Below are 26,266 nucleotides of genomic sequence, written 5' to 3'. Positions count from 1 at the left end.
CGGGACCATCGCGAACGGGCGTCGACCCCGGCGTCGAGGGGTCGCGTGGCGCCCCCGAAGCGGTGTCGACCTAGCCATCCCGGGGACGTCCGGACGACTCACGCCACGGAGATCAGGGAGCCGGGCGCAGCCGCGTCAGCTCAGAATCGCCGCCCGCCACGAGACCAGGCGGGCGAGCACCTCGCGCGTCTCGGCGTCCGGCGCCAGCCCGGCGACCCGGGCCGGGGCGTCGGAGCGCAGCGCCGCCACGAGTCGATCGAGCTCCGAACCGGGCAGCGCCGTCGAGGCGACCTGCCCCACCGCCGAGTACCAGGTACGACCACCGACGGCGGACCACACGACCGGTCTCGCCGTGCCGTGCACCGATTCGGCCCCGGTGAGTGTCGGCACGGGCAACGGCCGCGGCGTCGGCCAGAAGCCCGCGGCGGTGTGGCGCGCCAACGCCACCGTGATCCGCCTCGTCCTCGTGGAGCTCCCGACGATCGCGCCTTCGGCGAGCCGACGGGCCGAGGCGAGCGTCGACCGCGCGGACCGCTGATCGAAGGGCACGTTCCATGGCCCGTCCCATGTGGGCACCGAGGTGCCTAGTGCGGTGGCGTGACTGATGAGATCGTCGGCGTAGGACGTCGACAGGAGCTCGGTCAGGTCGTAGATCGTCCGATGACCCTCCCACGGGAATCCGACGTTGATGCTGGTGGCGGGCTCTTCGCCGAGATTCTCGCCCACGTGGTGGTAGCTGGAGGGCCAGTAGACGAGATCCCCCGCGTCCGCGTCGATCGAGATCGACGAGTCGTGGTGCTCGCGGTAGTCGGTGATCGTCGTGGCGTCGTGATCCCAGGGCCGCTTCGGCCACATGCGCATCCGCTTTCGTCCCGATAGGACGTACATGAAGGTCGCGAATCGATCCTTGTGGACACCGACGGGCGTGTACGCGTAGTTGCCGTGGAAGAGGGTCGTGATCGCGCTGGTGCGGGGCAGGCCGACCCGCTTCCACAGTTCGCCGAAAAATCGACGTTGGCTGTCCCACAGCGCGGCCGACGGAATGTGGACGCCGTTGACGGTCAACGCGTACGCCTCACCGCCGAGCAGGTCGGTGATCCGCGCGCCGTACGCCGCGAAATCGACGTCGGTCGCCGTCGGCAACCACGGCGCCGCGTCGACTCGACGACGATTGCCGCTCGTGAACTGGATGATCGACGGAATCCGACCGTCCGGCGTCGGAGCGCACGCGGCGAGGACCGCCGAGTAAACGGTATCCATATCGGTCGGACCTTGAACCGCCGCGCGGTACCGAACCGGACGGCGCCCCCAATAGCGGGTCGCGAATCGGTCCCAGTCCAGCCGATCCTCGATGTCGTACCCGGTCATGCGTTCCGCCTCTCCACCAGGTCGATGGCCCGAATCACGTAAAGCCGGTAGAGCAGCGGCAGGGCGCCGTTGTCCTCGCCGTCGGCGTAGCTGCACAACTCCTCGACCGTCGCGGTCGGTTTGGCGCGCAGTCGATCCAGCACCGTCCCGGGAATCGTGCCCGTGACGGTGAAGACCTGTCCGTTGACACCCCACAGTGAACGGTCAGAGTTCGGCTCGGGAATAATGTGGACGTCGGTGACGAGCGCGAGCACGTCATCGTCATCCAGTGCCTCGGGTTCGCGTGGCGAGGGCGGCGGCTCCAGACCCGCGGAACTGACCCGGCCGAGCCACTGCACCGCCTGCCAGCGTTCGAGCACGCTCGCGTCGGCGACCTCCTCCGCCAGGAGAACGGGCTCGGTGTCCAACAGGCCCGGAAGCTCACCGTCGGAGTCGTCCCATGGTCGGTACGCCACGGCTCCGTCGCCCAACGCGTCGGCGTTGGCGGCCAACACGTCCACGAGTTCCACGATCGGAGCGCTCCCCCTCGCGAGGACGCGGACGCGCGCGACCATCGAGGCCGCGGCCGAGGCGAGTCGCGGGCGCGTGCCCGCCGGTGCCACGAGCACGGCACCCGCGTCGAGGGGGTGGGCGTCGTCCCCGATCTCGATGACGGTCGAGCCGGAGAGCCCGAAGTACATCGTGGTCTCGTCGACGGGCGCGACCGGGAGGACTCCGTGGCCGTCGGCGAGGATCACCTCGGTGCCGACGGGCATGATCGGATGTCCGACCTCCATCCACAGTGCCGAGAGTCGTTTCCGCAGCAGAGCCCACAGGGCGTAGTGGTCGAACAGGGGCTCGGTCACGGTGAGCGCCCAGCCTTCGCCGCGCTCGCTCATCGAGGACAGATAACCGTCGAGGTTCTCACCGTGTTTCGGCACCAGGTCCGAGACGTCCGGAACCCGGCCACGCTCGGTGTCCAATGTGACCGCCGGGACGACGGAGTACCGCATGCCGCGTCGGAACGGGGCGCAGGCGTCGACGATCGCCTCGAACACCGCGTCGCTCGGCAACGCCGGTTCGTCGAGCCGGACGAACGCGACGGCGGAAGCAAGCCACGCCGTCGTGAGGTCCTCATGTGGGGTCACTGGTGTCCTCCTTGTCGAAGCGCCGCCGAATCCTCTCGGCGTACCGCGCCAATGATTCGAGACCCATCTCGCGCCGTCGTTCGTCCACCGAGTCCGGATCGGAGACGGGATGCGGTACGAATCGATCGCCCTCGCGAGCGAACTTGGTGCCGTACCGCTGCGGGAGTCCGCGCGCGATGAGCAGCGCGTCCTCCGTGTAGGCGAGCTCCGAGGCGGGAATCGCCTCCATCCGGACGGCGGCGCGCATCGCCGCCAGCATCCGTAGGCGACGAGCGAGCTGGCCCTCCGCGTGCTGGACGAGGCGACAGGCCGCCGCGCTGGCGTCGGGCCCCACCAGTTCGGCATCGGGCCAGCCGTGAAGGTCCACGACGGTCTCGAGCCAACGCAGACCCTCACTGGTGAGCGCCCGCAGCCGGTCGGCCGTCTCCCCGGGGGCGAAGTCGCTGTCGACCCATTCGGCCCGCAGCACGGCGTCCACATCGTCGAGACGGCACAGACGCCGGGCGATCGCCGCGCGCTCGTCCTCGAACGAGAAAGCCTCCACGGCTTCCGGACGCAGCCGGATCATGGCGTCGTCCCATGTGTAGTGAAGGACGTGTCCGGCGCGCGGCCACGGGAGACTGATCGAGTCGACAGGCGGACGATCACCGCCGTCGGTCGCCGCGAAGGCGATCAGGTCGCGCAGGACCGGTCCGAGACTCGTGAGATCCCAATGCTTTCCGGCGAGAGTGTCGGCGTCCGGCGCGTCCGCGGGACGGTCGACGTCGGCGCGGACCCAACCGTCGTCCGAGAGATAGCGAATCACCCCGGTGTCGACATCGGACACATAGTAGGGGACGTCTCCCGCGTGCAGTTGTCGGAGTTCCGTGTCGGTGAACGAGGGATCGAGGGGCTCGCCGAGCAGGGTCCAGCGTGCCAAGGCGTCCGAATAGTCGGCGGTGGAGCGCGGAAGGACTCGAATCGGCGTGTTAGACAGCAGACGTGTCGCCGCTTCCGTGACCGTGTCGCGATTTCGGCACAGGGTCGCCCACACGCCGAAGGCGCCGGAGACGACGTCGTCGAGGTACGGCCCATATCCCACGTCGCCGTCCTCGTCGGCGACGACGATCGCGCTGTGGTCGCGTTGCCAGGGCCGATCGACGAAGCGGAGAGTCCAGCGATCGCCGGTCACGTCGAGGAAGGCCGGAGCGCCCTCGTGTCCGCATTCGCGCGCTCGGTTCTCGAAGCCGACGTGGTGGGTGTCGGTCGCGTCCGACTGCACCAGCCCGGTATCGGACAGGCGAGGCGCCGGACGGGCCACGATCTCCAGGTCGACGGGCACGTACCGACGCTGGTCGCCGTCGTCAGCGACGAGGAGGTTTCCCTCCCCGAGGTCCCCGACGCCGAACGCGACGCAGGCCGCCGCGAGCGCTCCCGCTCGCTTGTGGAACCAGGCCGCCTCGTCCTCGTCGAGCACGGTGCCGAGGAGCGCGGAACCGTCCGTCAGCCGCCGCGACGGCGCGACGGAAAGCCAACGCTGCCAGAGGTACTCGGTACCGTCCTCGCCACTTCCGTCATATATGGACATTTGGGGGAGATCGACGTCGCCGTGCTCGGACGGCAGCCCGTTGAGCAGACCGAACAGCGAGTCGCCACCGTCCGCCAGGATCAGCGCCTCGGCGCGAGCGGGGCGTGGCTTGTAGGCGAGGGCGCCGCCGTCAAGATCGACGCGAAGCACACGGCGACCGTGGTTGTGGCTCTCGTTGCCGTGCGTCGACAACGCGAGGATTGGTCCATGGTGGTCAGTGAAGCGGTCGCGATCGCGGGCGAAGCGGTCGAGAAAGTCGCCGAGCCAGTCCAGATACCACCGGCCACGCCGGGCCACGAAGCCCTCGACGTCGGGATGCCGGTTCGCCGCGCAAATCCCGAAGGCCTCCGACCACAATGGCCCGAAAAGGGCCCCGTTGCGTGTCGTCAGGACATCCGGGCCGATCAGTTCGGCGCGGTCACGGCCGGTGCCGACGCACCAGTCGTCGACGCGCCGGCATAGTGCCCGCAGCGGACCGAAGGCCGGGACGGAGAGGCATCGGGCGAACGTGTCGACGGCGCCCGACGGGGGCGCGATTCGAAGCAGGCGCCCGGCGTCGGTCAACGTCGCGAACGGCAACGCCGTCTCCGCGCCGTCGGCCAGCAACGTCTCGGCGCAGCGGCGGGCCGACTCGGTGGCCGTCGGCGGGGCGTCCGGCGCGCGCCAGATCACGGTGAGCGACAACTGTTGCGTACCTTCCGAAAGCGGTTGTGACGCGAATACGGTTTCGTGTCAACGGATCGGATTGGAGGCGGTGCTGGTCGGGACTTCGGACGGACCCGGACCGTGCTCCGCCTCGATCGATCCGACGTCCCGTTTCGAGAGCGGCGGATCGATCAAGAGGAACCACGTCGATGGGTCACCCATCGGTTCTAGACGCGGTGGAGGTTCGGCACAACGGGTGCGGGTCGCCTGCTCGCAGGCCTCGACCTTGCGTTCCAGCTCACCGAGCATCCTGTCGACGACGGCGCGCCGTTCGTTCGTTATCGGCATGTCGATCACTCCCTCACGGCGATCCGGCCACCGACGGCCGATCCTGAAGCCGGTTGCTCAGGCGCTCGAGGGTTCGCAATAGATGCGAGTTGCATGTGACGGACGCGGCCTTCGTCCGACGGTCGACCTTGGACTCCAGATCGCCCAGCATTGCGGCGATGGCGTTGTCGCGGCGGGTCTTCCTGCGCATGACGGAACTCCTTGCTGAATCGTGGCTTCGGGTCAACGGACGGAGGTTCGCTCCTCGGGGGGNCGACCGACGAAGAACCGTCGGCCGGCCCGCCTCGGGATGCCCTCTCGCTCAGGTGGAGCGAGCAAGAGAATCGGCTAGACGCAGTACATGTAGCGCGAGCAGGTGCGCTTGGTCGGGGCCGCGCCGTCGATCTTGCGCTCGAGCTCGCCGATCATGTGGTCGAGGGACACCGTCTGTCGTTCAAGTTTCTTGGACATCGAAGCACTCCAATCTAAGGGAGGTGAGAGACCAGACCCTGGTTTCCACGGTGACCGGTCCGTCGCCCACCTGCCCCGCGATACCGCTCGGCACGTGCGCGAGCCTACGGACGGTGACCACGTGAGTCCAGCTCTGGATTCTGAGAGCTATCGTTCCCGAAGGCCGTTTCGGACACCTCGGAACCGTCGTGGGCGACTTCCCACGATGGACGAAGAGGTCGCGCCGCCGATTGGGGGTCCGAACCGGAACGCGGCGGAGCGAATCGAGGGTGACTCACTGCGACACATCGGTGTGACATCGAGACGACCGGCGACAGGACGACCTCTAAACGCAGTACATGTAGCGGGAACAGGTGCGGGCCGCGGCCGCCTTGCCGTCGATCTGCCGCTCGAGGTCACCGAGGATCTTGTCGAGGGCGACCGTTTTACGTTCAACCTTTTTAGACATGGAATGGCTCCTTCTGCGTTTCCGGGAATGAACGGCGACCGGGCTCGGTGTCGAATGCCTGGCACATACCGCGCGTCGACGCGAGTCGCGGAATCCGACGTCCGCCGTCAGCGGGAGTACACATCCGAGGACGTGAGACCGGGAACGACACTATGGACGTCAATCCGCTCCAATCGCGATAACGGACCAGGTAGAACCGGAAATCGACACACCGATCCAACGTTGATCACCGATCAGCGTCGGACTGGGCTCGCCGACACAGCCGCAAGTCTAGACAACACCGAGTTTCATTGCTAGATCTAGATTTCTGTATTCCTCAATGATATTGGAGACCTCGGCGGTCGAAGCGGAATACTATTCGTCACGAAGTCGGAGCGAGGAAGCCGCCGATCCATACGGGCGTTTCCTTATCCTTGCCAGCCCAAGCGATGTAACCGTCCGGCCGCACGAGCAGAGCCCACCCGTCGCTACCTTGTGGACGCACCGACACCACATGCTCGACCAACTCGGGCGGTACCTCCCCATGGGACGAAGCGATGTAGACGAATTTGCCGGCGCGTAGAACCTCGTACAGGCGAGTCGCTCCATCGGCCGATTCCGGCCGCACCAACACGTCGGGCGCACGCCGTCCGACGGCGCTTCCGACGCCGGACGGCACCGGAAGCCGCACTCCGACCCCCGACACGAGCCGAGTCGCGCGCCCCATCACCGGGGGCAGACGGAGCATGGTCCCGACGACGGCGTTGCGAACGCTCCGAGCGATCGCCGACCGGAGCAGTCCGACCCGCAGGATCATTCCGCTGGCGCGCAGCACGTCCTTGCCGATCGGATGCCGCTCGGCGGAGTACGAGTCGAGGAGGCCGGGGACGGCCCAACCGTGGACCGCGGCGGCGAGCTTCCAGGAGAGGTTGGCGGCGTCGAGCAGGCCCGCGTTCATGCCTTGGCCGCCCGCCGGGGAATGCACGTGCGCGGCGTCCCCCGCGAGAAAGACCCGGCCGACGCGATAGCGCGGCACCTGCCGCTCGTCCGAGTGGAAGCGCGAGGTCCACCGGACGTCCGCCATGCCGAAGTCCCGACCGAAGACCGCCAGCAGCAGCCGCCGAATCTCCTCCGGCTCCACCGGCGCGTCCTCCGGCCTCGTATCGCCGAAGGTCCGGTAGATGACGCGGTGGTACCCGTCCCCGAACGGCGCGATGAACACGAACCCGGCCGAGGTCCCGTTGACCGTCACCGTCTCTCGTGGAGGGTCGTCGAACGCGACGTCGGCGAGCACCATCGACCCGATCGCGAGTCGCCCGGGAAAGGGCAGACCGAGCGCCTCGCGAACGGTGGACCGGACTCCGTCCGTTCCGACCAGATAGGACGAACGGTGTTCGACCTCGGTCCCTTCGGGAGTCCGCGCGATCACCGTTACACCGGAATCGTCCTGCCCGACGTCCGTCACCGTCCGTCCCGTGAGGATCTTCGCCCCTGCGTCGAGCGCGCGACGGCGCAGAAGGCGTTCGGTGTGGTACTGCGGCGTGATCAGGACGAAGGGGAACCGACTGTCGATGGTTTCCACTCGCAGATCGGCGCCGCCGAACAGACGCAGCCGACCCTCTCGGTGACCGGTGGCGATGAGCTCGTCGGCGAGGCCACGGGCGTCGAGAGTCTCCAGGGTTCGAGCGTGCACCGCGAAGGCCCGCGTCAGGTTCGACTCGCCGTCGCGCTTCTCCAGGACCGTCACGGCGCAGCCGGCCTCCGCGAGATCGCCGGCGAGCAGCAACCCGGTCGGGCCGGCCCCCACGATCACGACGTCGTCTCGATGTTGACTCATGGTCGCCTCCAAGTATTTCAACGCTTGTTGAGTTAATTGAACACCCGAACGGACGCCTCGTCAAGGCATTCCCCGATGGACACGCCACCATGCCGAAGTGGCCACAGCTCACTAGGATTCACCAGGTGAACGACACCCCGGACCTCACCGAACTCCACGGACCCGCCACCCATGACGCGCTCGCGAACGCCTGGCGTTCGTGGGGTCGGCTCGACGAACACGTCATCGGCCACCTCGTCAACCCGTCCTTCATGGGCGGCCCACGGTGGCCAGGACTGCGCCAGGCCCACGTCATCGCCCGCCGAGACGACGCCCTCCTCGTCGCCAGCGACGGCCTCGCCGACCCCATCGAGTGGACCGACGCACCCCCGTCGAACGGCTTCGGCGTCGAGGTCTACGGCATCGCCGAGGGCCTGCCGACCGACGCCGACACGATGACCGTCGCCGCGACGTGGCTCACTCGGATGGTGATGACCGTGTCCAACACGGTCGCCGGCAACGGAACCCGCTTCCTCGACATGCTGGAGCACTACGGGTCACTGACGATGGACCTGCCGGGCGTCGTGCTGCCCGACGAGGCGATCGCGTTCACCGGGGACGGCCGCGACCCCTGCGTCCTGCTCGGGCTCGACCACACCGAGATACCGACCACCATTGATGGTCCCTTGTCGACTATTCGCCTGGTGAACGTCAAACTGCTCACCGCGGCCGAGGCGGACTACTGCGTTCAGGGCACCACCGGTGTCGCCGAAGCACGCGGCGAACTGGCGCGACTTCTCAAGACCCGGCCGAACCCGCTGCGTTCGAGCCTCGACCGACAGTCGGTCGTCTGACGGCCGCCGCGCTCAGTCCTTCGCCCAGCGAACGACTTCGGACGTGACGAGTTCCGGGCATTCCAACTGAGGGAAGTGGCCGATCTCGGGCAGCAGCCGCCATTCGTAGTTCGCCGTCACGTACCGACCGGACCCCTGCGCGGTGCGCGGCAGCAGACAGCTGTCGCGCTCGCCGTGCAACTGCAGGGTCGGAACCCGGATCGGTTGCTGCAACAAACGGACGAAACGACGGCCCGCGAGCCGAAGCGACGTCCGCAACGCCCAGCGATAGGCCTCCAGGGCGCAGAACGCCGCCTGCGGCAGTTGGATCGCGTCCCGGCACATGCGCACGTACGCGGCGAACTCGGGCGTCTCCCGCCACCGGGGACCGGCCCACGCGCGCATCAAGTTCGCGACCATCACCGCGTCGTCGCGCGTCACGACGTGCTCGAAACGCGGAAGCTGGAACGCCAGGATGTGTCGGCTCGCGGCGAGCTGCCCGCGCGGATCGACGGCGAGCGCGGCCCGCTGCCGCAACGGGTGCGCCGACGAGAGGACGACGAGCCGCCGCACACTCGCGGGGTGGAAGGCCGCGGCGGCGAAGCCGAGCAGCCCGCCCAGGTCATGACCGACGACGATCGCGTCGCGCTCTCCGAGAGCTCGGATCAGGCCGATGATGTCGGCGGCCATCGTGTACACGTCGTAACCGGTGGGCGGCTTGTCGCTCGCGCCGTATCCGCGTAGATCGACTGCGGCGGCGCGGAAACCGGCGTCGGCGAGCAGGGGGAGCTGATGCTGCCACGTCCACCAGTACTCCGGGAAGCCGTGCAGCAGTAGGACCAGCGGGCCGTCACCCTGCTCCGCGACGTGGAAGCGGGAGCCGTTCGCGTCTACGAAACGGTGTCGCCACGGGCCGTCCACCAGGATCGCGGTCTCATCGATGGATCGTCTAACACCGGGCATCCCTCAAGCCTAAGCGACCGAACCGTCGACGCCGGTCGACCGCGCCGCGTGTCGACCCCTTGGCGATCTTGCGAAAGCGCTCGGATCAGGGCCGTGCGCCGTCCTCGCGCTGGCGGACGCGGTGGCGCAGCAGGAAGGCGGCCGCCAACGAGGCGATGAGCGAACCGATGAGCACCCCGGCCTTGACCCGGGAGAGTTCGTCGGTGCCTTCGAAGGACAGCTCGGCCATGAGGAGGCTGACGGTGAAGCCGCAGCCCGCGAGAACGCACACGCCGATCAGGTCGCGCCAGCCGACGCCAGAGGGGAGGGTCGCCAGTCGCAGCCACACGGAGAGACGGGTGCCACCGAGCACCCCGATGAGCTTCCCTACGACGAGGCCGAGCACGACGGCGAGCGCCAGGCGGTCCGTCGGGAGGGCGGCGAGCGCGGCGCCGTCCAGGGTGATGCCGGCGGCGAAGAACGCGAAGACGGGCACGCAGAACCCGGCGGAGAAGGGTTGGACGAGGTGCTCGGCGCGCAGACCCGGTGACTCGAGCTCGCCGGGGTCGGGTTTCACGCGGGTGGCGAAGGCGATGAGGACGCCCGCGATCGTCGCGTGGATGCCGGATTCGTGCAGCGCCGCCCATGCCACGACGGCGAGAACGATGTACAGCGGCGGGAATCGGACGCGGAATCGTTGCAGCAGGGCGTATACCGCGACGCAGCCGATCGAGACGGCGAGCGCCGTCCAGTTGAGACCGGCCGTGAACAGCACCGCGATGAGCAGGATCGCGAGGAGGTCGTCGACGACGGCGAGCGACAGCATGAAGATCCGCACGCTCGTCGGGAGCGCGCTGGCGACGACGGCGAACACGGCCAGGGCGAACGCGATGTCCGTGGCGACCGGGATCGGCCAGATCGAGGAGGCACCGGGTTCGCCCCACGCGACGGCGAGCGCGACGAGCGCGGGCGCGATCATGCCGCCGACCGCGCCGAACACCGGGAGCATCGCACTGCGCACATTCGACAGTTCACCGGAAACGAACTCGCGCTTGAGTTCCAGTCCCGCGACGAAGAAGAAGACCGCGAGCAGGCCGTCGGCCGCCCAGGTCGCGAGGCTCAGGTCGAGGTGCAACGCGGACGGGCCGACGCGGAAGTCGCTGAACGAGCGATAGGCTTCGGACCACGGGCCGTTCGCGGCGACGAGCGCGAGCACCGTCGCGACGAGCAGGAACTTTCCACCGGTGGTCTCAACGCGTAGGTAACGACCGAACTCGTCGGTCGCCCGCGCCAGTTTACGTTTCGGCATCGCACCCTCGCCATGTCGACATCGGATGGTCCGCACGCCACGGACCGGTCACGAGCCTATCGAAGAGACTGGACGGTCACGTCCACGTGACGCGACGATGAGACGGATGCCGCGTTTCAGCGGCGCGCGTCCGGCGGCCGAGAGCCGGGATGGTGGATGGGGCCTTGACGCCCCATCCACCACTATGATCAATCCTCGGTGGACTTTCCGCTGGTCATGCCGTCGGCGATGAGCTGCATGACCGTCTGGTCCTGCAGGGTCGTCACGTCCCCGAGGGAACGGCGTTCGGCGACGTCGCGGAGCAGGCGGCGCATGATCTTCCCGGAGCGGGTCTTCGGCAGTTCTGGGACGACCATGATCTGCCGGGGCTTGGCGATCGGGCCGAGGGTCTTGGCGACGTGGTCGCGCAACGCGGCCGTGAGTTCGGCCCCGTCCATCGCGTCGGCACGCAGGATGACGAACGCGACGATCGCCTGACCCGTCACGGGGTCGGTCGCCCCGACGACGGCGGACTCGGCGACGGCGGGGTGCCCGACGAGCGCCGACTCCACCTCGGTGGTGGAGATGTTGTGGCCCGACACGAGCATGACGTCGTCGACCCGACCGAGGAGCCAGATGTCGCCGTCGTCGTCGCGTTTGGCGCCGTCACCGGCGAAGTACATCGAGTCGAAACGCGACCAGTAGGTGTCGATGAACCGCTCGTCGTCGCCCCAGATGGTGCGCAGCATCGACGGCCACGGCTCTCGGATGACGAGGTAACCGCCGCCCCCGTTGGGAACGGACCGGCCCTGGTCGTCGACCACGTCGACGTCGATGCCGGGCAGCGGGCGTTGCGCGGAACCGGGCTTGGCGGAGGTGACTCCGGGCAGCGGCGAGACCATGATGCCGCCGGTCTCGGTCTGCCACCATGTGTCGACGACCGGGCAGTTGTTGCCGCCGATGTGTTCGCGGTACCACATCCAGGCCTCGGGGTTGATCGGTTCGCCGACGGAGCCGAGGATGCGCAGCGACGACAGGTCGAAGCCGGCGGGGATGTCGTCACCCCACTTCATGAAGGTGCGGATCGCGGTCGGGGCGGTGTAGAGGATCGAGATCCTGTACTTCTCGATGAGCTCCCAGTAACGTCCCTTGTGGGGAGTGTCCGGAGTGCCCTCGTACATGACCTGCGTCGCGGCGTTCGACATAGGACCGTACACGATGTAGGAATGCCCGGTGACCCAGCCGATGTCGGCTCCGCACCAGTAGACGTCCGTCTCGGACTTCAGGTCGAAGACGGCGTGATGGGTGTACGACACCTGGGTGAGGTAACCGCCGGAGGTGTGCAGGATGCCCTTCGGCTTCGCGGTCGTCCCCGAGGTGTACAGGATGAACAGGGGGTGCTCGGCGTCGAAGGCCCGCGCCTCATGCTCCTCCGAGGCCGTGCCGACAACGTCGTCCCACCACAGGTCCTTCTCACCCCAGGCGACCTCGCCGCCGGTGCGACGCACCACGAGGACCTTCTCCACGCTCGGACACAACGCGACCGACTCGTCGACCGTCGACTTGAGATCGCTGGCCTTGCCGCGGCGGTAGCCCCCGTCCGCGGTGATGACGAGCTTGGCGTCCGCGTCCTGGATGCGGCCCGACAACGCGTCGACGGAGAAGCCCCCGAACACGACGGAGTGCGTCGCGCCGATCCGGGCGCACGCCAGCATCGCGACGGCGGCCTCCGGAATCATCGGCATGTAGATCGCCACCCGGTCGCCCGCCGCGACCCCGAGCGACTCGAGCGCGTTGGCGGCCTTCTTCACCTGAGTCAACAGATCGGCATAGGTGATGGTGCGGGTGTCGCCCGGCTCGCCCTCCCAGTGGATCGCCACGCGTTCGCCGAGCCCGGCCTCGACATGCCGGTCGAGACAGTTGTAGGCGACGTTGAGTCGACCGCCGGTGAACCATTTCGCGAACGGAGGATTGTCCCAGTCGAGAACTCGATCCCATTTCGTGGCCCACGTCAAACGGTCGGCCTGTTTCTCCCAGAACGCGAGGCGGTCGGCCGAGGCCTCGGCGTAGGCGTCGACCGTGACGTTCGCGGCGGCGGCCAGTGCCGGCGGAGGATCGAAGCGCCTGGTCTCGGTGAGCAGATTCGCGAGGGTTGACGCTGGTATCGGGGTGTCGTTCAATGCGGTCTCCTTGCCTTGTGACCAAACTGGCCTCTGACGGCGAACGGTCGCCGCGCGCCCGGTGTGAGTCGGGCCCGCCGGCGACCCCGTGCAGGTTATGAGCAAGACCATAGTCTCCGCACGTCCGCCACGCTACTGCGCCCCGGTGATTGTTTTGTCGAATTTTGCGCACATTCGAGCAATACCGGTCACAATGACGCAGCCAAAGCGAGACCGTCGTCATGATCGCATGACGACGGGTCAGTCCATGCCCGGAATTGTCCCCGCTCATGCCCGTTCGTGATGAGATCGACCGCTTTTTCCACCACGGCGGGCAACACCATCGACACAATGATCCACATCTATGCCAAGCAGGACGAATGTGCCTGCCCGCGTGTCACCTGCCCCCTCGCATCGGCGGTATGGTCTGCGACGTGGAAGATCCCCTTGCCCCACTGATGGAGCTCGCCGAAGTCGCCGACGCGATGGAACAGGCACGCGCGGACGTCGACCGGGCGTTGTGGCACCGGGCATTGCGCAACAACGGCGCCGCCGTCGCCACCGAGGTATCGCTGCGCTGCGCGGTCGCCTCCGCCGCCCTCGAAGGCGCGGAATACGACCTGGACGACGTTCGGGCGGGTACGGTCACCGACCCCCTCGTCCAAGGCGCCCTGCGCGTCGCGACCGAACTGCCGACGCTCGCCGACAAATGGACGGCCGCCCCGCGCCAGGTCCTCGCCCGGCTGCACCTGCTCGCCGCTCGCGATCTCGGTGACGAGGACGACCTCGGACGCCCCAACATCGACCGCGACGGCTCCGTCCGGCTCGCGACGCTGTGCGTCCTCATCTCCAGCAAGACCAGCCTGCCCGCCGCGCTCGTCGCCGCCGTCGTGCACGGCGAACTGCTCGCGTTGCGGCCGTTCGAACACGCCAACGGCATCATCGCCCGGGCCGCCGCCCGACTGACGCTGGCGTCCCGGGGACTCGATCCGCGCGCGCTCATTGCCGTCGACACAGGACACGCGCGTCGTTCGCCGGAGTACACCGGTTCGTCGCTGGCGTTCGCGACCGGCACCCCGGACGGACTCCGCTCCTGGTTGAAGCACTATGGACAGGCGATCACGGCGGGCGCGGAGAAGACGACCGAGATCTGCAACATGGTCCAGAAAGGATCTATCCCGAGTTCCGGGAACTGATCCGGATCAGGGGCGTACGACGGGGTCCCACGTGCCATAGGCGACGTGCGGGTAGACGTCCGCGGTCTCCGCGACCGTCGGGTACTGCGATTCATCCACAGTGATCTTCCCCGGCAGCTCGCCCGATTCGATCGTGCCGATCATGGAGTCCCGCCAGGACGTCCCGCCGACGATCAGACCGCCTGCGTCCCGCAACAACGCGGACGCCTCAACGTCGATCGCCTCGTTGAACGTCGACATCACGGTGAAGTCGATCGTCGTCGGGTCACCCTCGTCAATGGACGCCTCGGTCGAGATGAGCTCACCCCATCCGTCGACAAGAGACACGGGAATCCAGTCGAACTTGGACAGGCCGATCTCCGGTTCCACCGGGACGTCCGCCAGTTCCATCGTCCCCGCCACCGCCATCGAGGCTCCCGGTGGTAGCCAGGTGATCCCGACCTCCTCGTCGGCGACCCGACCGGCCGCGGACGCGATCTGCGCGCCGGACTCGTCCAACCACGTCAACGCGGTCGACGTGTTCGCCACCGCGTCGACGCGACTCTCGTTGCGCAGCAGCAGGCCGTAACTCACGACGACGACGTCGCCGTCAGACAGCACGGTGAACCCGGACTCGGCGATCACGATCCCGCCGCCGTCCGAAGCGACCGGCCCCGACATCGGGGACGGGGACGGCTCCGGCTCGGAAGCGGCCTCGACGCCGCCACAACCCGCCGCGAGCATCACCGCCACGATCGCCACGCCACCGCGCCACCACCGAGACACACCCATCACCGTCCACCTTCGCGTCACGATCACACGGCCACACACCGGCCGCGGCCCTTGACCCTACCGGGTAGTGGCAAGCGGGGAAAACCACCGTCGAGCGCAGTCCGCCTTCGCCGGACCGAAATATATAATGGATTGTCGATGTTCGGAGTCGTTACAGCGCATGCCATCGCGCCGTAGACAGTCACATGTAGAGGATTAACCGTCGGAAAGGTCCAGGCAGTTCGTCCAGTTGACGACGATGTCACTGGTCTCCGCGTCCGCCTTCGCGGGCCACTGGCCGACGGCGCCCTCGATCGGGATCTCCCGCGCCGGGAACATCTCCGTCACGTCCGCCACCGCGATCGCGCCCAGCAGGCCGTCATCGGCGTCCCTCGCGACGACGAGCGCCTCGCCCCGACAGTTCGCGTTCGAGGACGGCCCGGTCGTCGTCACCGTCGCGGACACCTCGGCGCCGTCCGACGACGGCTCGATCGTCACGTCGGCCACGGCGATCGTTCCGTCGAACTCGAGCTCCCCCAGGCGATCCGACGGGAACCACCGATCGTCCGTGACCTCCACCGTCATGTCCTCGGGCTCCGCCGTCAGGCTCATGACCCGACCGATGACCGTCGTCGTCCCCGGCATCAGATCGATGACGTGGTTCCACTCCTCGGTGGCGGTCTCCCCGCCCTCCAACTGCCAGACCAGACCGATGTTGCCCTGCTCCAACAGATCCGTCTCGCTGGTGTTGAGCACCTCGACGGCGAACGCGACGTCGACCCGGCCGTCGACGGTCTCCACGACGGAGTAGCCCGAGTCGACGATCTCCAGCGCGCCACCGTCTCCGGCGTCCTCGGTCGTCACGACCGGCTCGCGCTTCGGCGGGCTCGACGACGCCGTGTCGTCCGGCTCCTCCGTGCCGGCGCACCCGGCCAGCACCAGGGCCGCGACCACACTCGACAGAACCAGGGTGGACTTGGCAGCCCCGCTACTCACTGTGCGCGGCCCGGACGGCGCCTCGCCGTGTCGGTGACCCCGAAGACGCCACCGGTGTTCGGTGGCCCCTCCGCCTCGCGCCACGTCCACCCGGGACCCGCTCGCACCGGAAGTGGACTCCCAAACACGCCTTAGCACTCGCATCGCGGTCTCTCCTCTGGTTTCGGACTGCAAACGATACTCACGACGAACGTCCCGCCCGAATGCTCCGGGCGGGACGTTCGTCATACGGTTCAGCCGGTCAGTTGCGGTGCCAACCGTCCTCGCCGGGGGTATTGCCGTCGGTGAGGTTGGGTGTGCCGTCGCCGGTCGGCTCGTGCGGCAGGACCGTCGCGACGTCGAGCGGGTCGATCTGGGAGAGAACGCCGTCGATGCCGGAGTTGCTGTCGTTGAGCGCGTCGGCGATCGCCTGCTCCTCGCTCGTCATCTGCTCGCGGGCCTTCTCCAGGGCGTCCTTACAGGAGTTCAGGACGGAGGAGACGGAACCGCCTTCGATGTTCGCGGCGTCGATCGCGGTCGTCGTGAGGGACGCGCCCGCGCCGACCAGCGCCATCGCCCCGGCGATGCCGAGGGAGGCGCCACCGGTCGGGATCGCGCCGACGACGGCCGCGGCGACACCGATGAGACCGAGGGCGACCTTCCAGTCGTCCGCGGTGCAGTCGTTGAGACTGTCGAGCACCTTCTTGGTCTCGTCGGCGATCTTCTTGGCGTCCACGCGGGCCTGCCGGAGGACACCCTCGTAGATGTGCAGGGCCACCCGCAGCTCGTCGACGACGGCCTTCTGGTTGGTGATCGCGTTCGGGAAGGGGTCGAGGAAGTACTTCTTGAAGTCGTGCTGCGCCTCACCGGCCCACTTCTCGACCATGCTGGTGGCCTGGCTGATGACCGTGGTCCGGCCGGACTCCAACGACTCCTTCGTGGCGCCGACGGCGTCGGCCATGTCGGAGGCGTTGTTCGGCTCGCGGTCGTACAGCGGCTCGAAGTACGCCTTGATCCAGTCGTAGTCGGAGGCGTCCGTGAGCTCCGGAACGTTGGTGCCCCGCGAGTAGCCCGAGGTCATCGAGGCCTCGTAGTGCTGAGCGTCGACCGCCGCGTCGATCATCGCGCTGACGGCGGACTCGACGTCGCCCGCGCTTACGTATTCGATCTCCTTGGCACGCCCGGATACCGGCTGTGCGAAATCTGTGTCACCCATTGGCTGGAACCTTTGTGTGGGAGGGAATGTGAGGGACGGCGGCGTGGACGCCCGTCGGCATCGCCCGCGTGACGACGGGTCCTATCGCTCGTGCCGTGACCCTGGAGGAAGAGTAAGGAAGAGTGGGTTACTGGGGCTCGTCCGACGACGGCGCGTGCTGCTCCGTCGGGGGACGCTCGTAGTCGGGGCCGGTCTCGATGCCCTCGATCGCGGTCTCCAGACCGGTCTTGTTGCTCGCGTCCTGCTCGGAGAAGGCGATCGCCATCGCCGCCAGGACGTCGCCCGCCTTGTTCAGGTTCTCGTTGGTCTTGACGAAGATCCTGTCCTGCAACGTGTTCCGCAGGGTCGCCCACGGCCCCGCCATGGGGCTCGTCCCGCTGGCCGGGCCGGTGAAAGCGCCGTCCGCGGACCCCGCGGTGGCGTGAATCGCGGTCGCGGCCGCGGCGAACTGGTTGGCCGCCGTCGGAAGGTCGACGGCGCCGACCCGCCACATCTGGCTCAGGTCGTCAACACTGATCTCTGTTGCCATGCAAGGCACCTTTCTCACGGGGTGTTCCGGATTGCCCGCCGGTGTCCGGATCGGTCCGGTGTCCGGATCGAACGATAGCGAGCGATTGCCATTACATACAGAGCACACCCGAAACCTCACGGCGATTTCACGGCGCGGGCGGTTAACGGGCTCGAATGGGAAGGGCGGTTACAGTATCAACGCTCACCACTCCTCGAAAGGTTTCACATGGTTTCCATCGCCGAGCGAGCCGCGAGCATGACCATCAGCGTCGTGTCGCCGGACAACCAGATCCGCGGAGTCCTCAAGGGAGGGTTCACGAACCCCCAGCTTCAGTTCCGGCCCGGTTGCTACCCGTACTACGACGAGCGCACCCTGGAACACCAGCTGGCGAGCCTCGCGAAGCTGATGTACACCGGGTATCAGCGCGGTTACAACCAGATCATCGACGAGGCGGGCGGCACGAGGACCGTCGATCCGCGAATGGCCGGTTCGATCGCCGACATCGGTTACCTGACGGAGCTGCGTCAGCTCACGGTGCAGGGCGCCTCCCGCGACAACATCGTCCGAGTGCGATCCCTCGCCCTCATGGACTGGAAGGTCCGGATCGCCGACGGCACCGTGCAGGCCGTCGAGGAGGAGCGGTTCCTCCAGTACGCGCTGGAAGCGGCGCGCACGGTCGTCCAGGAGTTCCAGTACGAGCGGATCGCCCTCGTCGACGAGTACTACGGCCTCGGCAACCCGGAGTTCACCGCGTACCGGAAGAAGCGCCAGGCGGCCGAACAGGCGAACTGAGGCGGCCGGGATCCGAGACGACGCGGCGGCGAGCCGCCGCGGTCGTCCCGGCCATCGTCACGGTTCGTGGACGTCGACGACGGACGTCAGGCGGCCTGACCGACGTGGATCGCCGACTCGACGACGGTGATGCCGCGCGCGCGGTCGTGCAGGGACATCGCGATCTCCGGCGACGCCAGGTCGCTCGGGGTGTACACCGGGATGTCGAGTTCCATTCCCGCCTCGCGCATGCCCAACGGGGACCGCGTGATCATGCCGCTGGCGGCCAACACGGTCAGGCCCCAGTCCCGCAGCCGATCGACACCGAACACCGCGCCCGACGAGTCCCCCGCCGCGAAGACGTAGGCGTCGATCATCGACCGCAGGCTCGGGTGCTGCACCAGCTGGGACGTCTCGGCCTGCATGATGCCGTCGGCGATCTCCAGCACGATCGCGTCGACGCCGAGGCTGACGAGGCGGCCGTACAGCGCGTTCGCGGCGGGCACCAGCTCGTCCATGGGGACGCGGTACGTCGTCGGGTGCCCGGCGTCCACGAAGTCCAGCGCCTCGATCGCGCCGGAGTCGCGGAACAGCCACGGGTCGCCTCCGGAACCGGTGCCGGTCAGCTTGGCGGCACCGACGCGCAGACCCGCGAGGCTCAGGCCGCGCACGATCGACGCCACGGTCGTCGTCTTGCCCGAGTTCATCGAGGTGCCCACGACGGCGATCGTCGGCGGGTTGGGAACGACCTCGATCGGCGGCGCGATCGCGTAGTCGGCGAGATTGCGGACGCGGCCCGTCGGCCCCGCGAGCAGCCCCAGGGGCTCGATCTGGGTCGGGGCGGCCATGGTCGAGTGCCGGGCCCGAACCTTCGCCATGACGCCGCCCTTGGCGACGAGATCGGCGGGGCCGAGGTCGTCGGGGAGCTCCGCCTCGAACTGGTCCGGCGCGTAACGCGCGCCGCAGGCCACGAGGATCTCGTCGCCCTCGTACAGGGTCGCCTGGCGACCGCCGGGCTGCTCGAGCGTCTGGTGCTGGCCGAGTCGACTCACCCGCGCCACGATCAGATCGCCTCGACGGGGCACCGCGCCATTCACCAGGAACATGGGTTCCGACAGATCCACGACACGGGCGGTGTAACCGACCTTCAGCCGAGACAGGCGCTCGGCCGACAGTGAAATAGCGTGCATGCGCATGCTCCTGAACTGCGAAATGACCCGCGAATGGGCCGAAGAATGATGATCGAAGAACCGCCATTCCTCAACAGATGGAATGCGGTGAGTGGACCGTATACTACGACGCCACTCGGGCGTTGAAAAGGCACCCCGATCATTTTTTCGAGAGGCTGTCCATCTCGGTCGCCGAAGTGCGACGAAAGGGGGATCGGCATCGGCCGAATCGGCCGTCGAAGACACATTCAAATGCCGCCGAATGCGAGTGTTCCCACGATCGATCGAGCCATGTCTGCGCAGGTCAGAGGATTACAAGCGGGAGTTGACGCGCGTTCGGTAAATTGTCGACAATCTCATCGCAATCAAATCAACCAGACGTATATGTCGAATCGCCTTGATCATTTACGGAACGTTCATCGACGTGTCGGCGTGTCATCGTGAGAAAGGGCGCCCTCTACGGGCGGCCCCTAAGGTGCGGCGCGTCCGACGATGGGTCGACGATGCCCACCGAATCGGCCGATTGCCAATAACCTAAATGGGTTCGTCGAACCCGGCGGCGGCGCGCTCCACCGCTTCGCGCATCGCCGACGAGCGCGCGGCCCCCGTCGTGACGACCGCCGCCGAGGCGGCCGCCCACAGGCACGCGCCGAGCTGCGCGGCGACCATGCTGTCCGACCGCCCCGGAAACCGTTCGGCGACCGCCGAGAGCACGCGTCGCTGGGCGTCGACGAGGCGTGCCGCGAGAGTGGCGGGAAGGCCCGGCCCAGAGCGCGCGACGAGCGCGGCCCGCTGGTCGGCGAGGGCCGACACGGAGGACGTGGCGTCGAAGGCGTCGACGAGGGAACGGACGGCGGAGCGGACGGCGCGTCGTGGACCGTCCTCGAGAGGTGTCCGCGCGACGGCGTCGATCGCGAGGTCCACGTACTCCTCGACGTGGTGGAAGAGGACGTCCTCCTTCGACGGGAAGTGAAGGAAAAAGGTGCGGGGCGCGATCTCCGCGGCCGCGGCGATGTCGGCGATCGTGGTGTCGGCGACGCCGCGTTCCGAGAACAGCCGGGTCGCGGCGGCGACGATGGCGGCGCGCGTCCGACGACGTCGACGCTCCCTCAATCCCATGTGCTCGGTCATGGTTCCTCCTCGAAGGAAAGAGTACACTAGTGCATCAATGCACAAGTGCACCGAAAGGAAGACCATGCGACACACCGGACGCACCTACGCCGTGACCGGCGCCGACTCGGGAATCGGGGCGGCCACGGTCGATCTGTTGCGCCGCGACGGGGCGACCGTCATCGCCTGCGGAACGGGTGACCACGTCGATGTGCGCGCGGATCTCACGACCAGGTCCGGACGGAAGGCACTGGTCGCCGCCGTCCGACGGCTCGCACCGCGTCTGCACGGCGTCGCGACCGGCGCCGGGACCGGCGCGGCGACGCCGGATGGCGTGCGGCTCAACTACTTCGGCACCGTCGAGGTGCTCGACGGCCTACACGGACCGCTCGCGGAGACCGGCGGACGCGCGGTGGCCGTCACCTCGGCCTCCGCCTTGTCGCACGGCGACGCGACGATCGTCGACTCATGCCTGTCCGGGAACGAGGACCACGCGGTACAGGCGGCGCGGATCGCCGTCGACCGGCGCCGTGGCGGCGCCGTCTACCGGTCCACGAAGATCGCGGTGAATCGCTGGGTCCGCCGCTCCGCCCCGACGTGGGCCGAAACCGGAGTGACGATCAACGCCGTGGCACCGGGCGTCGTCGACACCGAGACCGCGCGACGGACGATCCTCGCGGACCCGATCGCCGCGCGCGTGGTCGCCGAGGCGCTTCCGCAGCCACTCGGATTCCCGGGACCGCCCGAGGCCGTCGCCGAGGCGATCTCCTGGCTGCTGTCGCCGACGGACGGATTCACGACCGGACAGGTGGTGTTCGTCGACGGCGGCGCGGACGCGACGCTGAGAGGGGACGAACCGTACGCCGACGGCGTCCGGTACGGACCGGTCGCGACGGCACGGATGCTGTGGTGGACGGTCGCGGGACGTCTCCGCCGACGTTGACGACTAGTCGTCCTCGCCCGCGAGGGCCGCCCGAAGTCGTTCCTTGTGCGCGCGGCGGCGATTCATCCGGGAGTCGACGTCGGCGAGCATCGCGGCGCGAAGCCGACGCAACAGGACCAGCGACAGCAGGTACGCCCCGAGCAGCGCGGCCATCGCCAGGACGAGCGGGTGCAAACCGGTGGGCCACAAGGCGACCGCGATGACGACGAACAGCGCGAGCCGGGCCAGCAGATACGTGACTGTCGGCGACATCAGCGTTCTCCGCTCAACAGGCGAACCCCGATGAACCACAGCACCGTGTAGATGACCACGGCGCTCGCGACGGCGAGGGCGCCCGTCAGCAGCGGCAGCCACCAGACCGGCAGCAGGGTGATGAGGCCGAGACCGGTGACGACGGCAAGCGCGGCGGCGACGGGCGCGACTATCCAACGGGCCGTGACGAAACGCCAGGCCCGGAAATCGTCGACGAAGATGAACACCGCGAGGATGCCGCTGATCCAGCCGGAGATCTGGCCGAAGCTCTCCCCGAAGATCCAGAAGAGACCGTCGATGACGCACAGCAGCACGACGCCGACGGCGACCATGAACAGCGCGTACGCAAGTGCCTCGACAAGCGACACGATTCGGCCGTCCTCGTCGCGCTGCGGGAAGCGCGGCGCCTCGGCCTCGGGGGTTTCCTTGCGCTCGGCCATTGTCGGACTCGTCAGCTCCACACGTCTTGGGGTTCGGCACGCCGCTGCGCAGCGGGGACCGGCGGGTCGTAGGTGCGCACGACCTCGTACCGGGTGTTGCGCTCGACCGGCGTGAAACCGGCGTCGCGAATGAGCTCCAGAAGCGACTCCCGGTTCATCGTGTCCGGGGTGCCGTAGGAGTCGGCGTCGTGGGTGATCTTGTACTCGACGACGGACCCGTCGAGGTCGTCGACCCCGAAGCTCAGCGAGAGCTGGGCGACGTCGAGGCCGTGCATGACCCAGAAGCACTTGACGTGGTCGAAGTTGTCGAGCATCAGGCGGGACACCGCGAAGGTCTTCAGCGACTCGGCGGGCGACGCCATGGTCGTCTGCGCCTGGATGCGGTTGCGGACCTTGCCGTCCTTGGAGTCCACGAAGTCGTGCTGGTAACGCAGCGGGATGAAGACGGAGAAGCCACCGGTCTCGTCCTGCATCTCGCGCAGGCGGATCACGTGGTCGACCCGGTGCCGGGGCTCCTCGATGTGTCCGTACAGCATGGTCGCGGGGGTGCGGAGGCCCTTGGCGTGCGCGAGCGCGTGGATGCGCGACCAGTCCTCCCAGTGGCACTCGTGGTCGACGATGTGCTGCCGGACCTCCCAGTCGAAGATCTCGGCTCCGCCGCCCGTGAGCGACTCCAGGCCCGCCTCGATCAGCTCGTCGAGGATCGCGTCGGCTTCCAGGCCGGAGATCTTCTCGAACCACTGCACCTCGGTGGCGGTGAACGCCTTGAGGCTGACCTCGGGCAGCGCGGCCTTGAGCTCGCGCAGGACGCGAGGGTAGTAGCGCCACGGCAGGGTCGGGTGCAGGCCGTTGACGATGTGCAGCTCGGTGGGTTTCTCGCCCTCCATCTGCTTGGCCAACTCGACGGCCTGTTCGACGCGCATCGTGTAGGCGTCCTTCTCCCCCGGCTTGCGCTGGAAGGAGCAGTACGCGCACGACGCGGAGCACACGTTGGTGAGGTTCAGGTGCCGGTTGACGTTGAACATCACCCGGTCGCCGTTCTTGCGAACGCGCACCGAATGCGCCAGACGCCCCAGCCAGGTGAGATCGTCGACCTCGTACAGGGCAACACCGTCCTCACGGGACAGTCGCTCCCCGGCAGCCACCTTCTCTTCGATCTCGCGTTTGAACGTTTCGGACGTCATCGCGCACCTCGATCCTCGAAACCACGTGCCAGGGAGCCTACAGCCGTGACGCGTGCCGCACCCTGCGAGGCCGACCGGGCGGCAGCTCTCTTTCATGCCTCTCAACGAGGGTCGCCTGCTCGTCCCGTCATCGCGGGTCGACCGGAACGCGGCGCGGGTCGACCGGCGAGGGGAGACCGCCGGTTCGCCGGTGTCGGTCGTGCTCACGAGGTGTCGTCGTTCGGCGAGGCGGACGTGCGGACGGTCCACCTCGGGCGAGCTCGACGCCGCCGAATCCGGTCCGCCCGGGCACGGACCCACGCTGGCCGTCGCGATCGGACTCGAAGGTGGACGCGTTAGCGAGGCGAAGGACTCGGGGCGCGACGCCGCCGGCGTGCCGGTCACGGTGCGGGAGTGGGACGACGGCGTGAGGCGCCGTCCACAGGTCGCGTGGCGGGAGACGAGGGTCCCACGCACGCCCTCGACCCCGAGTTCGTGACAATCGTTCACCTGTGCGACTGGTGTCAACGGGCGGTGTCCACGTATGGTGTTCATCGGCATTGCTAAATATCTCCCCCCTGCGAAGGCGAGACATGAAGATCACCTCCTCCCGTCGTGTCGGCCGCGTGGTGTTGTGTCTGGGCACGGCGGCAGTCCTCGCGGCGGCCACCGGCGGCCCCGCGTCCGCCGATCCCGTCGAGTTGGCCGTCCCCGACGATGGCTCCCGCCCAGCCGGCGACCCCGGTCTGGTCGGTGGAGACCCGGTGCCGACCCCCGGCAACTCCCCGGTCGCGGGCCCGGGCATCACCCGCGGCCCCTACGCCAACCGGATCGCGGAGCAGGCCCGCAGCGTCGCCGAACTCGGCGAGGCGACCACCGCCGCCAGTGAGGACGTCGACGAGCGGGCGACCGTCGCGAACGCCGCGTTCCAACGTTGGCAGGGCCTCGCGACCGAGGCTGCCCAGCTCGCGGACCTCGCGGGCGAGATGGCCACCCAGTCCTATCAGGACTCTGCGGGTCAGGTTCCTGGCCTGTCCGACCAGTTCGGCGACCTGTTCAGCGTCCGCCCCGGCCTGCTCGACGACGACAGCTCCGCGATCTCCGAACAAGCCGTCGACGCCGCCGAAGCCGCCGAGCTCGCGTTGGCGTCCTACGACGCCGCCCTCGCCGCGCAGTCGATCGCCGAGAACGATCACGCCGAGCTCACCGAGCAGCTCAAGGACGACAACACCGAACTCGAGAAGCTCATCGCCAAGAACCAAGAGGCGATCGAGCTCCAGGAGAAGAAGGAAGAAGCCGACAACGAGCGCAAGCTGGAGGACATCGGCAAGGAGATCGACGGTCTCGTCGCCGCCGAAGAGGCGCAGGAGGCCGTCCTCTTCGCCGTGAGCCAGGTCGGCAAGCCCTACGTGTGGGGCGCCGAGGGGCCGAACTCCTACGACTGCTCGGGGCTCGTGCAGACCGCGTACGCCAAGCAGAAGGTGCAGTTGCCGCGCGTCGCCAACGACCAGTTCCGTGCGACCCGCACGATGTCGGTGCCGATCGAGAAGCTGCTGCCCGGTGACCTGATCTTCTACGGTGACCGTCCCGGCGACTGGACCTCGGTCTACCACGTCGGCATGTACATCGGTGACGGCCAGATGGTGCACGCGCCGCGTCCCGGCGACGTCGTCAAGATCGTTCCGGTGTGGCTCGCCGACTTCTTCGGCGCGCACCGCGTCGTCGAGGCGACCGTCGTCGATCCTCCGCTCGACGACGGTGAGCACATCCCGACGCCGCCGAACGGCGACGAGGAGGCCGTCAAGCCTGACGAGGCGAACCCGCCTCCCGCGCCGGGCACGACCCCGACACCGGCTCCCTGAGCCGACGCTTCGTCCGACTCGGGCGAGACGCTCGGTCGAAGACACCACGCGATTCCGGCGCCGGTCAAGGTTCCGGCATGCCGAAGCACGGCGGCCCGTTCCACCTGTCGCCGATCCGCCTCGGGCGCTCGACCACGCGGGAGGTGATGCCGCCGTGGACGACCTCGACGCCCGTGCCTACGCCCTGAGACGATCAACTCACCGGACGACCCGGAACTACCGGTGCAGCCGGTCACGCGGTTGCGGCCATGTGGCACCGTTGAGAGCGACGAAAGGTCTCCCCGCCACCCCGGTTGCGGTGTACGCCTGTCGGTGGCGCCGCTCGCTGCGGCCGTGACCGTTCGTCTCGGTGTTGGCTGGGCTTGGAGCCGGAGCGAAAATGGACAACAACAGTTGCGTGGCCTGCGGCACGCGTGTCGCGAGCGGAACCCCGCGCTGCCCGCAGTGCGGTGTGCCGATGGCACCGCCTCCGGGCGGTTTCGCCGCGGGTGGACGAGGCGCGCCACCCCCCGAATCGGCGACACCGGCACCGTGGCACGCGGACGCGGCGAACGCGACCGGCCCGGCCGGGCCGCCGCCACCGCCCGACGTCGCCCAGCAGCACGACGGTGGTTGGGCTCCCGAGCGACCGCAAGCGTGGCGCCCGTCGACCCCTCCCCCGCCTGCGACACCCGCGCCGTGGAGCCCTGACTCGACGACGGGGCAGCCCGGTCAATGGGCTCCGCCTCCGGCGGCTCCCGCGTCGGCTCCGCCGGCCGCGCCACCCGCCGACCAGTGGGGGCCACCCCCGTCCGCACCCGCATCGGCACCTCCGGTGTCCGGCGCGCCAGCGCCCTGGAACCCCGGAACACCACCACCCCCGCCACAGGGCGNCCAGTGGGGNCCACCCCCGTCCGCACCCGCATCGGCACCTCCGGTGTCCGGCGCGCCAGCACCGT

25 protein-coding genes are annotated in these 26,266 nt (G+C 68.3%); 5 read left to right on the top strand and 20 right to left on the bottom strand.

The genetic code is table 11. From position 1 onward, the window contains the following. Positions 1-135: 135 nt before the first annotated feature. From ACM9NP_RS02485 to ACM9NP_RS02450, 8 genes are all read right to left on the bottom strand, one after another. Positions 136-1,368, bottom strand: a complete 1,233-nt coding sequence (locus ACM9NP_RS02485) for a cupin (RefSeq protein ID WP_415644905.1) — start codon at positions 1,366-1,368, stop codon at positions 136-138. Continuing rightward, complete coding sequence (locus ACM9NP_RS02480; RefSeq protein WP_415644904.1) at positions 1,365-2,495, bottom strand: cupin domain-containing protein; 1,131 nt, start codon at positions 2,493-2,495, stop codon at positions 1,365-1,367. Before ACM9NP_RS02480 ends, ACM9NP_RS02485 begins: the two co-directional genes overlap by 4 nt. Next, a complete protein-coding gene (locus ACM9NP_RS02475) occupies positions 2,482-4,746 on the bottom strand; it encodes a DUF4135 domain-containing protein (protein WP_415644903.1) in 2,265 nt (754 codons plus the stop codon). The genes ACM9NP_RS02480 and ACM9NP_RS02475 overlap by 14 nt, the downstream gene beginning before the upstream one ends. Before the next feature lie 48 nt (positions 4,747-4,794). Continuing rightward, positions 4,795-5,055 (bottom strand): hypothetical protein, encoded by a 261-nt coding sequence (locus ACM9NP_RS02470; RefSeq protein ID WP_415644902.1) that lies wholly within the window; start codon positions 5,053-5,055, stop codon positions 4,795-4,797. 13 nt (positions 5,056-5,068) lie between these two features. Next, positions 5,069-5,245: a hypothetical protein gene (locus tag ACM9NP_RS02465; protein WP_415644901.1), complete on the bottom strand. Its 177-nt coding sequence runs from the start codon at positions 5,243-5,245 to the stop codon at positions 5,069-5,071. Positions 5,246-5,382: 137 nt separating this feature from the next. After that, positions 5,383-5,505 carry a hypothetical protein gene (locus ACM9NP_RS02460; RefSeq protein ID WP_415644900.1) on the bottom strand — a complete coding sequence of 41 codons (123 nt, stop codon included), beginning with the start codon at positions 5,503-5,505 and terminating at the stop codon, positions 5,383-5,385. Positions 5,506-5,830: 325 nt separating this feature from the next. Continuing rightward, positions 5,831-5,953, bottom strand: a complete 123-nt coding sequence (locus tag ACM9NP_RS02455) for a hypothetical protein (RefSeq protein WP_415644899.1) — start codon at positions 5,951-5,953, stop codon at positions 5,831-5,833. Between the two features lie 361 nt (positions 5,954-6,314). Further along, positions 6,315-7,769, bottom strand: coding sequence for an FAD-dependent monooxygenase (locus ACM9NP_RS02450; RefSeq protein ID WP_415644898.1), 1,455 nt, complete (start codon positions 7,767-7,769; stop codon positions 6,315-6,317). A 125-nt stretch (positions 7,770-7,894) separates the two neighbouring features. Between ACM9NP_RS02450 and ACM9NP_RS02445 the strand changes: the two genes are divergently transcribed. Further along, on the top strand, positions 7,895-8,602 hold the full coding sequence (locus tag ACM9NP_RS02445; RefSeq protein ID WP_415644897.1) for a hypothetical protein: 708 nt from the start codon (positions 7,895-7,897) through the stop codon (positions 8,600-8,602). 12 nt (positions 8,603-8,614) lie between these two features. Here the strand turns inward: ACM9NP_RS02445 and ACM9NP_RS02440 are convergent, their stop codons facing one another. From ACM9NP_RS02440 to acs, 3 genes are all read right to left on the bottom strand, one after another. Then, complete coding sequence (locus tag ACM9NP_RS02440; protein ID WP_415644896.1) at positions 8,615-9,544, bottom strand: alpha/beta fold hydrolase; 930 nt, start codon at positions 9,542-9,544, stop codon at positions 8,615-8,617. Between the two features lie 85 nt (positions 9,545-9,629). Beyond that, on the bottom strand, positions 9,630-10,832 hold the full coding sequence (nhaA, locus tag ACM9NP_RS02435) for a Na+/H+ antiporter NhaA (RefSeq protein WP_415644895.1): 1,203 nt from the start codon (positions 10,830-10,832) through the stop codon (positions 9,630-9,632). Between the two features lie 188 nt (positions 10,833-11,020). Beyond that, on the bottom strand, positions 11,021-12,991 hold the full coding sequence (acs, locus tag ACM9NP_RS02430; RefSeq protein ID WP_415644894.1) for an acetate--CoA ligase: 1,971 nt from the start codon (positions 12,989-12,991) through the stop codon (positions 11,021-11,023). Positions 12,992-13,392: 401 nt separating this feature from the next. Between acs and ACM9NP_RS02425 the strand changes: the two genes are divergently transcribed. After that, positions 13,393-14,166 carry a Fic family protein gene (locus ACM9NP_RS02425; protein ID WP_415644893.1) on the top strand — a complete coding sequence of 258 codons (774 nt, stop codon included), beginning with the start codon at positions 13,393-13,395 and terminating at the stop codon, positions 14,164-14,166. A 6-nt stretch (positions 14,167-14,172) separates the two neighbouring features. Here ACM9NP_RS02425 and ACM9NP_RS02420 read toward each other — a convergent pair whose 3' ends face one another. The 4 genes from ACM9NP_RS02420 to ACM9NP_RS02405 form a co-directional block, all read right to left on the bottom strand. Further along, the gene (locus tag ACM9NP_RS02420) at positions 14,173-14,937 is read right to left on the bottom strand and encodes a hypothetical protein (RefSeq protein ID WP_415644892.1); all 765 of its coding nucleotides are present in this window, start codon (positions 14,935-14,937) and stop codon (positions 14,173-14,175) included. Positions 14,938-15,132: 195 nt separating this feature from the next. Continuing rightward, positions 15,133-15,912 carry a hypothetical protein gene (locus ACM9NP_RS02415; RefSeq protein WP_415644891.1) on the bottom strand — a complete coding sequence of 260 codons (780 nt, stop codon included), beginning with the start codon at positions 15,910-15,912 and terminating at the stop codon, positions 15,133-15,135. Between the two features lie 241 nt (positions 15,913-16,153). Then, positions 16,154-17,107, bottom strand: a complete 954-nt coding sequence (locus tag ACM9NP_RS02410) for a hypothetical protein (RefSeq protein ID WP_415644890.1) — start codon at positions 17,105-17,107, stop codon at positions 16,154-16,156. A 127-nt stretch (positions 17,108-17,234) separates the two neighbouring features. After that, the gene (locus tag ACM9NP_RS02405; protein WP_415644889.1) at positions 17,235-17,636 is read right to left on the bottom strand and encodes a hypothetical protein; all 402 of its coding nucleotides are present in this window, start codon (positions 17,634-17,636) and stop codon (positions 17,235-17,237) included. A 207-nt stretch (positions 17,637-17,843) separates the two neighbouring features. On the opposite strand from ACM9NP_RS02405, the gene ACM9NP_RS02400 reads away from it, so the two are divergent. After that, positions 17,844-18,410, top strand: coding sequence for a hypothetical protein (locus ACM9NP_RS02400; RefSeq protein WP_415644888.1), 567 nt, complete (start codon positions 17,844-17,846; stop codon positions 18,408-18,410). Between the two features lie 86 nt (positions 18,411-18,496). On the opposite strand, the gene ACM9NP_RS02395 is transcribed toward ACM9NP_RS02400, so the two are convergent. Beyond that, complete coding sequence (locus ACM9NP_RS02395; RefSeq protein ID WP_415644887.1) at positions 18,497-19,579, bottom strand: DUF1611 domain-containing protein; 1,083 nt, start codon at positions 19,577-19,579, stop codon at positions 18,497-18,499. 513 nt (positions 19,580-20,092) lie between these two features. Then, positions 20,093-20,689, bottom strand: a complete 597-nt coding sequence (locus ACM9NP_RS02390; RefSeq protein WP_415644886.1) for a TetR family transcriptional regulator — start codon at positions 20,687-20,689, stop codon at positions 20,093-20,095. Between the two features lie 64 nt (positions 20,690-20,753). On the opposite strand from ACM9NP_RS02390, the gene ACM9NP_RS02385 reads away from it, so the two are divergent. Then, complete coding sequence (locus tag ACM9NP_RS02385) at positions 20,754-21,611, top strand: SDR family oxidoreductase (protein ID WP_415644885.1); 858 nt, start codon at positions 20,754-20,756, stop codon at positions 21,609-21,611. 3 nt (positions 21,612-21,614) lie between these two features. Here ACM9NP_RS02385 and ACM9NP_RS02380 read toward each other — a convergent pair whose 3' ends face one another. From ACM9NP_RS02380 to mqnE, 3 genes are read right to left on the bottom strand one after another with little or no spacing between them, the layout of a single operon-like run. Then, complete coding sequence (locus ACM9NP_RS02380) at positions 21,615-21,863, bottom strand: DUF4229 domain-containing protein (RefSeq protein ID WP_415644884.1); 249 nt, start codon at positions 21,861-21,863, stop codon at positions 21,615-21,617. Then, positions 21,863-22,303 (bottom strand): hypothetical protein, encoded by a 441-nt coding sequence (locus ACM9NP_RS02375; RefSeq protein WP_415644883.1) that lies wholly within the window; start codon positions 22,301-22,303, stop codon positions 21,863-21,865. Before ACM9NP_RS02375 ends, ACM9NP_RS02380 begins: the two co-directional genes overlap by 1 nt. A gap of 11 nt (positions 22,304-22,314) precedes the next feature. Continuing rightward, positions 22,315-23,487, bottom strand: a complete 1,173-nt coding sequence (gene mqnE, locus ACM9NP_RS02370; protein ID WP_415644882.1) for an aminofutalosine synthase MqnE — start codon at positions 23,485-23,487, stop codon at positions 22,315-22,317. 572 nt (positions 23,488-24,059) lie between these two features. On the opposite strand from mqnE, the gene ACM9NP_RS02365 reads away from it, so the two are divergent. Next, positions 24,060-25,328, top strand: a complete 1,269-nt coding sequence (locus ACM9NP_RS02365) for a C40 family peptidase (protein WP_415644881.1) — start codon at positions 24,060-24,062, stop codon at positions 25,326-25,328. Positions 25,329-26,266 lie beyond the last annotated feature (938 nt).

The organism is Stackebrandtia soli (genome assembly GCF_965137155.1).
Taxonomy (GTDB): domain Bacteria; phylum Actinomycetota; class Actinomycetes; order Mycobacteriales; family Micromonosporaceae; genus Stackebrandtia; species Stackebrandtia soli.
The sequence above is the reverse complement of the archived record's forward strand: the minus strand, read 5'-3'. Positions and strand labels throughout refer to the sequence as shown.